The following is a 10985-nucleotide window of genomic DNA, read 5'->3' on the forward strand; positions in this document are numbered from 1 at the left end:
TTAGGCTCTTGCGGATAAAAAATGTCCCACCAAAGTTATCTAGCTTCGACTCCGCTCAGCTAACGTTGGCTGAGCGGAGTCGAAGCCACAGGTACTTTAATTAATAGCAATTCCCTTAGTTAAGATTGGGATTGACGATATGTCCTCTTGTGGGATCGGGGATGAATAAACCGAGACGGAGCGATCGCAACATTGCCTCCCAAACTTCGCGCATTTGCGCTTCTCCCTCTGTCCAATAATCAAACGTGAAGAGAACTTGGACATTGCCACCAATACCTACCAAAATACGCGATGTGGCGGGTCTTTTTTCGGTAGCGTCTATATATTGGATATCGCACCAAACCAATCTCATGCCATCACGGTTAGCGCTCGTCACTTTGCCTTTGGAGGTGATTTGGCGCTTGTCATCATCGAGAATCTGCTGAAGGGTCTTTTTGAGGGGAAATGTGCTCCAATCATGGGGAGGAAGACGATTAAAGGACATTTCTAAGGCTCCTGTGTCGTCGGTGGGTTCGAGATCGTGAAAACTAACGGACTTTTCTTTAAATTTAACAATCCAATCCTTTGGGAAATCAAACCGCACTGCTCCGCGATCGGCTACAAATATCTTGTACCCCTCTTGCGATTCCCAACTATGGTCGCTACGTAAAGTTAAGTCTTTTTTCTTCATGGGTTTACATAAAAATAGAGGGATAAAGGAACGTATCTATATTAGAAAGTAAGAATCATTATGGGACTCATTTAGAGACTATTAAGCCCCATTTGAGACACAAAGCCGCTTTTTGTACGTAATACCAATTCACGAAAGTGTGACAACACTCAGGTTTTGGGATTTGCGACTTAATTAACGAACTTTTATTTAGAGTAAAAGACTGGCAATATAAAGGCGATCGCAATGCCCCCAATTACCAGAACTTCCATCATAAGAAGAATTGGGCTGGATGGCTTAATCTTAAAGCCTTTAAACCAATGGATCGGGGTATCTTCCGCACGAATTCGCCAACTGTATATAGATAGTAATAGCGGCATTCCACCTACCTTGGCACTCATCAATAGATGCATAGCAATGCTGAGAATCATCAATACCCATGAAATTAGATGCCCAATATATCCTGCATGGTTAAAGTCTTGATTGGGAAGCCATTCCTCATCCATCATCCTTCCTGTGATTACGGCAAGGGTTCCCGATAAAAGGATTGTCGTATTAACCAGCCTTTGGATGGCGACCCACCAAATCGGTTTACCAACTTCTTGAAAATGTGATAGGGGAGGCTGTACCAAGCGTCGCGATCCAATATGAAAGCAATACAAAGCAAAGATTGGTAATCCGATCAGAAATATAAGGGCGATCATGCCGTGAATACCTTGGGTATCGCGAATTATGGGTAAGTTAAGGGTTCCAAAACGCTTGTCATATCGGTCATAAACCATAAATCCCGTAATTAAGGCAGCAAAGACTAATAAAGCGATCGCATTATGTAATAAGCGAAGTAAAACAGGCTGGTATGGAGTATTGCGCGACATAAGCTTTTTGCTATGATTGCTAATGAATTGCAGATAAAATAAAAATGAGCAAAAGCGTAATAAGCAAAGTTTTAGCGATTTTGGCTGCTCACCTTGTATTTAATATTACGATGTTTTTTACGGGGTCACCTTTGGCTAGCGCTCCAGCTATATCGCAATCGCTCAAATGGTTAAGTTTTGGTATTCATGAGCAGTACGGAATATGGACGCTTATTTGTATTGCCTTTTCGTTTTGCCTTTGTTGTTAATTCATTTTTGAAAAGGATTCTTTAGGGAATAGAACAATGCTTAAATACGTCATGTACTTTGTGATGTTTGTTGGTGCGATCGTTGTTGCCGCATGGGTATCACGAGAGGCTAGCTACTTTTTTAACTAACGCGAACGGGAAGTCCCGCACTCTATCCGTTTACAAGGATGAGTGACGGGATACTTCGACAGGCTCAGCAAGAGAAAGTGAGCCAGAAAATAAATTGAGCGATAGCGAATCAATAGAATTTGTCTATGCTATAGTTAGCTTATCAGTATTCAATATTCTTGATAAATGTATAAAGCATACAAATACAGAATCTATCCCACAAGTGAGCAAGGTTTCTTGCTCGCAAAGTCTTTTGGCTGTGCGAGATGGTTCTGGAACTATGCCTTAAACTTGTGTCAAGAAACTTATAAAAATACTGGTAAGGGACTAACTAGGGGGTATATACAAGGCTTGCTCCCCGCACTCAAGAAAGAATATGAATGGTTAAAAGACCCATATTCTCAATGCTTGCAAGTAGTTGCATTGAATCTATCCACTGCCTACAAAAACTTCTTTGATAAACGGGCAATGTTGCCTAAATTCAAGTCAAAGCATGGTAGGCAGTCAATTAGTTATCCCCAAAACGTCAAGTTTGACGGTGACAAGATTAATTTACCTAAAATTGGATTAGTCCAATGTCAGCGTCATCGTGATTTTGAAGGGACTGTCAAAACCGTCACTGTATCTCGTAATCCTGACGGGAAACACTTTGTCTCTGTCTTGGTTGACGATGGTAAAGCTAATCCTGAATTAGTGCCAGTGGACAAAGCTATTGGTATTGATGTTGGGCTAACTCACTTTGCGATTACCAGTGACGGTTCTAAGTTTGATAATCCTAGATTCTTTATCAAACATCAGCGCAACTTAAAGCGCAAACAGCAAAAGCTATCCAAGAAAAAGAAAGGTAGCCAAAACCGTAAAAAGGCAAGATTGGCAGTGGCAAAAGTTCACTCCAAGATTGCCAGATGTCGCGAAGATTTTCTGCACAAACTATCCCGCAAGATAGTAAACGAAAACCAAGTTATTGCAGTGGAAAATCTCAACATCAAGGGCATGGGCAAAAATCATAATCTAGCCAAAGCGATTAGTGATGTCGGCTGGGGTATGTTCTGCACAATGCTCAAGTACAAGGCTGAAAGTGAAGGAAGACAATATATCGAGATAGATCGATGGTTCCCTAGCTCTAAAACTTGTCATGTATGCCTAAATCGAGTTGATAATCTCACTCTTGATGTTAGGGCATGGACTTGTAATTATTGTGGTACGCGCCATGACCGTGATGTAAATGCAGCGATCAATATTAGAAATGAAGCCTTGCGGATACTTCGACTCGGCTCAGTACGAGTTATCTCGTTAGGAACTAGCGAGTCTGCCTGTGGAGGGGATGTAAGTCGATCTGGTAAAACTTCGGTTTTGTTGGACGCTATCCCCGTTGAATCAGGAAGCCAGTGCTGTACCGCCTAAGCGGTCAGCGTCTGGTAGTTCACTAACCTGCTCTATCAAATTCGTTATAACTGGATGCCTTTCTTAGCGGGCGCAATCTTAGTGGCGATCGCTTTTAAGGTGTTTAGCAATAAATCATGATGGCAAATAACCGATCTCAATGACCGATCTAGCAGAGCGTATTCTCGCAGCTTGCGATCGCTGCACTATGGCAGGACAGCGAGACTACGCGATCTTGTGCTTACTAATTGGGAGCTCGCTGAAGCGGCAGCAGGTAGCGGCGGTTAGTATTCGCGATTTTAATTACGATCAGCGATCGCTGCAAATTCAATGTCGCTACAAACACCAAAATCAACAAAATCCATCGGAAATTATTAGTCTCACATTAGACACAGCCGACGCATTACAAAACTGGCTCAATCTGATTCATATTGCGGAGGATACTATCGCCCTTCAAGCACCGCTATTTATATCCCTAGATCGCGCAAAGTATGGTCATAGGCTTACGGGGACAGCCATCTATGGCATTGTCAAACGGGCTGCAACCAAAGCAGGGATCGCTGAAGCGATCGCCCCTGAACAGTTGCGCTTCAGTCAAGAAAAATATGCCTTAAATCAAGATATTGAGACGCAAAATAAGACTATAGGCGAGACTAGCAAGACTCATGTGAGATTGCCTATAGTATCTAAATTGGATTATGAGAATCAAGATAGGACTCATTTCGATACCCATGAGACGCAAATAAGCACCATTCCCTACGCTCTGACCGAATTTCAACCAGACATTCTCAATTCTCTTCTATCTGACAAACGTAGTCTCAACACTAGACGCGCCTATGAGAAGGATTTACGTTACTTCTTTCTTGCTGCCTACGGACAAAAGCCCACCGAATCAGTCATAGCGCAATTTTTACAGTTAAATCGATTTGAGGCGATCGCGATCGCCCTGCGCTACAAGTCAGATCTCATTACTCAAGGCTTAAAAGAATCCACAATTAATCGTCGTCTATCGGCTCTAAAATCCTTGGTAAATTTCGCCGCTAAGCTAGGTAAATGCGAATGGAATCTCGATGATGTCCAAACTGAGTCCGTCCAAACCTACCGCGATACGACAGGGATTAAGCCCGAAGGTATCCGCGCCATGCTTTTAAAAATAGATAGAACTACGATCAAAGGAAAACGCGATTTTGCGATTTTGCGACTGCTTTGGGATAATGCCTTGCGTCGCAATGAAGTTGTGAGCGCAAATATCGGGGATTTTGATAGCGAAGGGCGATCGCTCCAAATTTTAGGTAAGGGACGCGGCTCTCAAAAGAGTCTCATCAGTCTTAGTTTGGGAACATTAAGCGCAATTCAAGACTGGCTATCTCAGATTAAGACACAAAATAGCGATCGCCCTTTATTCCATTCTCTGGATCCTGCTAATTACGGTCACAGACTAACGGGTACGGCAATTTACCAAATTGTTGATCTACTTGCTAAAGATGCAGGAATTGCTAAAAAAATGTCTCCCCACCGCATCCGCCATTCTGCGATCACCGCCGCCCTTGATGCCACCAATGGCAACGTTCGCAAAGTGCAAAAATTATCGCGACATAAGAAGCTAGACACCCTCATGCTCTACGACGACAATCGCACAAATATGCAAGGCGAATTGTCAAGTTTACTAGGCGATCTAATTTGAAAATCGATTACTTTGCCCGTAATTGCCCCGCAAGTTTAATATGCGGGGCAATTCTCTGGAAAGCTCTACATCAAAAAAAAATAAATGAGGTGCCTTGTACTGCAATAATATTTATTCTAAACTCTCTTTAAAAATTGCTCAACGCTTCGCTGCCACAGTTCTTTATCAACCGTAACGAGCAAGCTATGATCCGCGTTCGGAAAAATGGTTAGTTTCTTAGAACCTTGTAAATTCTGAAAGATGCGATCGATCTCCGCTAACGTAATCCATTTATCCAGCTTTCCATGTAATAACAAAGCAGGACATTGAACTTGCTTGGCGTAATTTACGGGATTATGAGTAAAACCATTGATCCCATGCTGAACACTTCCCCAAAAGACAATCATCTCAGCGATCGGAAATGATGGGATCCAGTTTTCTCTCAATCGACTTCTAACAGCATCTAAAAGTCGTGCAAAAGGAAGTTCAAGAATCACAGCATCAGGATGAACTGTTTCATCGGCCACTGCTTTAAGAATCGCCGCACTTCCCATTGACACACCATAGAGGATAAAGGGGCGCTGAAAATTTAAACGTTGAGCATGAGTCAGAGCAAGAGCAACATCTTTAGCTTCCCGTACACCAAGAGTTGTCGTATTTCCACTAGAACCTCCTAAACCTCGGAAATCAATAAGCAAAGTATCGTAGCCCAAATGATGAAACACCTTGGCTGGAGCTAGAAGTTGTATAGCTTTACTCCCTGCATTACCAGGAAAAAGCAAAACAGTGCCACTAGATACAGGCATTTGCGTGGGAATAAACCAAGTCTCTAGCCACTCAGTTTGATTGATAGGGATACGTTGTGTGACATATTCAAGCCCAATATCACTGGGAATTGTGGAACTGGTAGATTTAGGAATTCCTAACCCCCAATGTCCAGCGGAACTATAGTGGGTTAGCACATAAGCGCCCAAGTAAGACAAAGCATTCAAGGATAAGAAGACCACCAGTACAAATAGGAACAGAATCTTTCTAGTTTTTTCTCCGAGTCTAAAAAACTTCAATGCTGCCATTGCCCCTACCTCGCTATCTGCTTGATCAAATATACTCCCAGAATTAGACATTGCGGCGCTTCGCGCCGCAATGTCTAATTCTTCACTGGGAAGGGAGTAGCAATGCAAGTTTTGCTGAGGACAAATCCCAATCAAATAGATAAGTGGCGATCTACTTTTTTATTTACTTTTATTTACTTTTTTTATTTACTTGTTTTTCTGTAAAAAATCTGGCATACTCACTCTACTACGGTTTCTCTATCGAGTTATCGCAGATTAAGCAGTTATGATGATACAAATCCTTTGGATTGCCCTGTCTCTATGATTCGGGCATATCAAAAGCTGCTAAAGCTGCCAAAATTCACGCGCCAGTTCAACCGTCAAAACTGATGTCTGTGAATTTATCTCCAAATTTCATTCAAAGAGGATCGATCGTGGTCGATATTAAATTTGCATACTGGGTACCAAATGTTAGTGGTGGGCTAGTCATCAGTAAAATTCCCCAACGCACCGATTGGAGCTCTGACTACGAGGCTTCCTGCACTATACCGACGATTTACCCGCCTTTGGGCGTGATGTAATTCCACTGGTGCGCCAGTTGGATTCGCAGCGTAAATCCGAGCGCTCCCTCGTCGCCGTCTAGCTTTTAACAAAAATTTCAACGTTTAACATGCGATCAAGGACGAATTTATGACTTCCGTATTGGATATTAAGGAAAACCGTAAACAAGCTCACATCATTAAGGATGATCAAGAGGCGATCGCGATCGCCCATCAGGCTGAATCATTGCTACGTCGCTCGGGGGAATATATCGATCTTGCCAATGCCAATCCCACCGATCGCACTGTTGCCGAAGCATCGATCGCCGTTGCCGAAGCAAAAGCGATCGCCGCCGAAGCATCAATTCTGGCAAGCAACAAACTATTTGAACTAGCAGGCACCAAGTCAACCCTGAGACAATATAACCTAGATCGCCATTGGCGCTGCCCGCACCCATACTCTTCATGACCCCGCCCGTTGGAAGTACTACGCCGTTGGCAACTTCTACCTGAATGCCGAAAACCCACCTCGTCATCCTTGGCTTTAGGATCAATCCCCGCTTGAGTTGGGATAATTTACAATAGAATGTAATATCAATTCACGAAAGTGTTGTCACACTTTCGTGAATTAAAAACCAAACCCAGTAAGGGTTTTCAAAACACAAAATGGCTACGCCATTTTGTGTTTTGGTATAGGTGGATAAACATAGCTAATAATTAAGCTATGTTTATCCACTACATAAATGGAACTTACAGCGATTTGCATTCAAATCCAAACCAAGAAACCTTTTAAAAGGTTTCTTGTAGTTCTTTATGATTAGAGAATCTAGTCTGATGGCAACCTGACTTTACCGTTATTATAGTTTTCCCACAATTCAAATCCCATTTTAAACCTTTGTTTAGATGTATCCATATATGCTTTGCCTTCAGACAACAAAAACTTTTTCATCACAGGTTGTTTTGATAGATTTAATAATTCCTTTAATTCATCTTCTGAAAAATCGGCTTCCAGTCTTGCTGCATAGTCATCTTGAAAATGACTCCACCCAATTTCTCGCACAAACATCTTTCTGAATCTTGTATAAAGCTTAAAATCATCGCCCTTACCAATTAACGTACCCATCAAGTGATCGAAATGCGTATCGTATCTTTGGGCAATTCCCATCTCTAGCAGTACGTCGTTTGCTAATTTATGATTGGAAGTTTCACTGGCGGATATTTTGGATTGGTACTCAATTAGAGGAAGTTGTTGTGAATTCACTGCATATACTGTGAAGAAGGTAAAGCAGATGACCAGTAACAATCCAAGAAACCTTGAAAATTTCAACTTTACTTTAAACATTAGAATTTAAGCACCTGAAGTTCGATAATGAATATATCGGCGGTACAATGTTGCCCATCAACCACCATAGGTCGTTCCTTGATCATACCTTATCAAATCTTGGCGATCGATTCTAAACATGTAAAAAACCAGAGAGCGTACCGCCCGCTACGCGGGCGGTACGCTCTCTGGTTTTGGGTTCTGTAGTTCTATCACAATCGCATCTAAATCAAGAACTTGAAATCCTAATCTAGTTCCTGTTGTCACCTCCATTCGAGCTGTTTGAGGGTAAATCTCGAAAGTAACTTGTCCTATCCTACTAGCAAAATGCTCCAATCCATTTCCATGACGATGCTTAGCAAAATTCAAGCCTAGCATTTGATGAAATTTAATGGATTTCTCCAAATTAACGGAGCGAATAACAACAAGACTAAGATATACATCCATCATTCTAAAACTCTAGCTGGGACACAAGCATAAAATTTATTACTCATTCGATTCTGATAGCTGTAATTTTTTTGCGGTCTCAAGATCGCTCACCTTGTAAGCATATTCGCTTGGGGTGAGAAGCATATCATAATTTTTGGCAATGACATGCTGTCGTTGCTCTGCAACAAACTCCGAAATATCTTCAATATTTACAATCCACTCTCGTGAATATTTGATTGCTACTTCCCCTTGTAAACCTAATTGGATTGCCCGACGTTGTAGCTTTTCTCCTGTTGGCGAGTGATCGGGATCCCATTGCAAACGAACTTGAGAGGCTTTAACAGCCTCACTCCAAGCTTGCTGGTTTTCGTAAATCTCAGGAATATTCGTTGAATGAATCCCCAGTAAGAAATTTATACTACTGCTTATTAGTAAACCATGCCCCAATCACATGAGAAATAGCAGCCAGTAAACCCAGATATTGCGGGTAAATACCAGACGAAGCCAACGTAGCGCTAATGGCAGTGATCGCGCCCGTCGTGGTAGTAATTTGGTCAGGATTGACGATCATAGAGGCGTTCCCAATTATTCAATAATCAATATTCTATTGGGGTTTTGTGCGGATTTTGAACCAACTTGCTCCTAAATGAGATCGCTTTGTAGACTCAATCGGTAGCTCCTTGGGAGCAATTCTAGATCCATGAGCTTTTTTTAATCAGAGAAAAAAATTTTAGAATAAAGCCCCAAAGAACCTAGACAGAAGCCCCAAAGAAGAGATCGAGTGCTAATTAGCTAGCACCATTGCCCACTAGGGAGAATCAGCCACAGCATTCCAAGCGTCGGTATACCACTGATTAAATAGGGTTGCACATTGGGGATGGCTAGTATAATCAGGATTCGTTGCAAAACTACTGAGGTAATATTGCAATGTGCTGGGGAGATCGGCTCCAATACTCTTGTAGTAAGTCGCGTCATTGGTTCCGTAAGTGGTGTACTGCTCTTGTAAGGTTGTGCAATCAAAATTGTCATAATTACAGCTACCATCGTCCACCGTGGCAAGCGGGTTATAGTTTGTTGCGGTCGAGTCCATGCAACCGCTTACTTGTGGAGGATTTAAATAATTGTTCCAAGCATCGGTATACCACTGATTAAATAGGGTTGCACATTGGGGATGGCTAGTATAATCAGGATTCGTTGCAAAACTACTAAGCATGTATTGCAATTGGCTGGGAAGATCGGCTCCAATACTCTTGTAGTAAGTCGCGTCATTTGTTCCCCAAGTGGTGTATTGCTCTTGTAAGGTTGTGCAATCAAAATTGTCATAATTACAGCTACCATCGTCCACCGTGGCAAGCGGGTTATAGTTTGTTGCGGTCGAGTCCATGCAACCAGGAACGGAAGGTAAACAAGTTTTAAGCACCATATTCGACTGCGGATGCTTGCATAAGACAGTATCTTTTACGGAGATTGTCTCATCCCTACCCGAAACATTAAGAGCTAAACGGATGCTACCGCGATCGCCACAATCGACAAAAACAGGAACATCAATAAATTCTTCATTGCAATTTGGATCGCGTCCGCCCTCGTCGGGGAATCGTTTAATAAAATCGGGTGGAGGTAAAACCACATCACTAGGAAAAGAGTTATTAGGGGGAACCACGCTACAGCAAGCACCGTCATCAACCCATACAAGAGAATTCGATAGCGAATAGTTAAAAGTTTGCCAAGTTCCAAGGTTTGAATAAGAACCATCAGGCATCAATTGTCTAATTCTAAATTTTTGTGAATTAGTGACAATTACAGCTCTAGTTTTAATGTAAACAGTTGCACACCCAACTAACCTAGTTGTTATAGTCGGGACTGCCTGAGCGTCATTACTGCCATCAGCCTCAAAACTAAATACATATCCTGGGGGGGGAAACCGATTATTTATATATGTAAGTAATGCTTCTTGATTTACAAATCTGTCATAAGGCAGTGAAGAGCTACTTATTGATGGTTGAATCCATGCTTCATTAACAGGTGTATTTAGCTGATTAACACTACTAATAATTTCATTAATTTGAGGTTCTAATGCTTTTGCCGCCGCACATGAAGCGCTGTAAGCAGGTGAAGAAGAGCTATCGGGAGGAGGGGGAGGATCGGGGCATTTATTACACTCGCAATAATCAAAATACTTTTGATATAGATAGTACTGAGTGATTTTAGCTAGCAAACTATCTGGGCTAGATAATAATCCAATTTCAGGAACGTAGGAAATTAACCAGTTGAAAACATCACCGTAAGTTATTTCACTCGGTAATGTTGGTTCGACAAGACAAAAATTAGCGGTGTCAATTGCCCCAGTAATTTCATTAATAACAATATTAAAAACTTTCTTCGCAACAGTTTTTAATATATCTTTCCAAGGCTTTCCAATAAGACTAGGTATCTTATCAAGTAAAGGACAAAGAGGGGAATCTAAACCAAGCAGAAAGCAGATACTACCTTCCCCCAATACAAAAGTATCAGGAGCATTATTCTTCTTTTTAGAACCACATTTACAAGCCATTTTTTTACAGTCTGACCTTAAAGACTTCTTAAAAAACCTAATTCACAACTGCATGAATAGTTGAGATAAATAAATACATATTTCTCGTTATTTACAAACTTATGAGAAGGGATATCAAATATTTGAGAATCATATTCAATCTTGATATCGCTATCCCAGAAAAGAGG

The 10985-nt window shown here is 41.6% G+C and carries 11 protein-coding genes and 1 pseudogene; 4 read left to right on the top strand and 8 right to left on the bottom strand.

Annotation, left to right across the window (positions count from 1 at the left end; translation table 11 throughout):
• Window positions 1–115: 115 nt before the first annotated feature.
• The gene (locus tag AC805_RS20880) at window positions 116–670 is read right to left on the bottom strand and encodes a hypothetical protein (RefSeq protein WP_055077190.1); all 555 of its coding nucleotides are present in this window, start codon (window positions 668–670) and stop codon (window positions 116–118) included.
• Window positions 671–855: 185 nt separating this feature from the next.
• Window positions 856–1524, bottom strand: a complete 669-nt coding sequence (locus AC805_RS20885) for a cytochrome b/b6 domain-containing protein (RefSeq protein ID WP_055077191.1) — start codon at window positions 1522–1524, stop codon at window positions 856–858.
• A gap of 542 nt (window positions 1525–2066) precedes the next feature.
• Between AC805_RS20885 and tnpB the strand changes: the two genes are divergently transcribed.
• The gene (gene tnpB, locus AC805_RS20890) at window positions 2067–3284 is read left to right on the top strand and encodes an IS200/IS605 family element RNA-guided endonuclease TnpB (protein ID WP_055077192.1); all 1218 of its coding nucleotides are present in this window, start codon (window positions 2067–2069) and stop codon (window positions 3282–3284) included.
• 139 nt (window positions 3285–3423) lie between these two features.
• On the top strand, window positions 3424–4947 hold the full coding sequence (locus AC805_RS25280; protein WP_082429590.1) for a tyrosine-type recombinase/integrase: 1524 nt from the start codon (window positions 3424–3426) through the stop codon (window positions 4945–4947).
• A 116-nt stretch (window positions 4948–5063) separates the two neighbouring features.
• Here AC805_RS25280 and AC805_RS20900 read toward each other — a convergent pair whose 3' ends face one another.
• Window positions 5064–6050, bottom strand: coding sequence for an alpha/beta hydrolase (locus AC805_RS20900; protein WP_231663964.1), 987 nt, complete (start codon window positions 6048–6050; stop codon window positions 5064–5066).
• A 236-nt stretch (window positions 6051–6286) separates the two neighbouring features.
• Here AC805_RS20900 and AC805_RS20905 point away from each other — a divergent pair, with 236 nt between their 5' ends.
• Both AC805_RS20905 and AC805_RS20910 read left to right on the top strand, forming a co-directional pair.
• Window positions 6287–6559, top strand: a complete 273-nt coding sequence (locus AC805_RS20905) for a hypothetical protein (RefSeq protein ID WP_156341510.1) — start codon at window positions 6287–6289, stop codon at window positions 6557–6559.
• A 196-nt stretch (window positions 6560–6755) separates the two neighbouring features.
• Window positions 6756–7065 (top strand): annotated as a pseudogene (locus tag AC805_RS20910) (SfnB family sulfur acquisition oxidoreductase); the annotation flags it as partial.
• 278 nt (window positions 7066–7343) lie between these two features.
• Here the strand turns inward: AC805_RS20910 and AC805_RS20915 are convergent.
• The 5 genes from AC805_RS20915 to AC805_RS20930 all read right to left on the bottom strand — a co-directional run bounded on the left by AC805_RS20915 (window position 7344) and on the right by AC805_RS20930 (window position 10818).
• Window positions 7344–7778, bottom strand: a complete 435-nt coding sequence (locus tag AC805_RS20915; RefSeq protein WP_231663971.1) for a DUF2059 domain-containing protein — start codon at window positions 7776–7778, stop codon at window positions 7344–7346.
• A 228-nt stretch (window positions 7779–8006) separates the two neighbouring features.
• Window positions 8007–8288, bottom strand: a complete 282-nt coding sequence (locus AC805_RS20920) for a hypothetical protein (RefSeq protein ID WP_197278806.1) — start codon at window positions 8286–8288, stop codon at window positions 8007–8009.
• A 36-nt stretch (window positions 8289–8324) separates the two neighbouring features.
• Entirely contained in the window at window positions 8325–8714 is a 390-nt protein-coding gene (locus tag AC805_RS20925; RefSeq protein WP_231663973.1) for a DUF4291 family protein, read from the bottom strand.
• On the bottom strand, window positions 8686–8838 hold the full coding sequence (locus tag AC805_RS25835) for a hypothetical protein (RefSeq protein WP_156341511.1): 153 nt from the start codon (window positions 8836–8838) through the stop codon (window positions 8686–8688). The genes AC805_RS20925 and AC805_RS25835 overlap by 29 nt, the downstream gene beginning before the upstream one ends.
• Before the next feature lie 237 nt (window positions 8839–9075).
• Window positions 9076–10818 carry a hypothetical protein gene (locus tag AC805_RS20930; RefSeq protein ID WP_055077196.1) on the bottom strand — a complete coding sequence of 581 codons (1743 nt, stop codon included), beginning with the start codon at window positions 10816–10818 and terminating at the stop codon, window positions 9076–9078.
• Between the last annotated feature and the right edge of the window lie 167 nt (window positions 10819–10985).

The organism is Pseudanabaena sp. 'Roaring Creek', assembly GCF_001402795.1.
GTDB lineage: Bacteria > Cyanobacteriota > Cyanobacteriia > Pseudanabaenales > Pseudanabaenaceae > Pseudanabaena.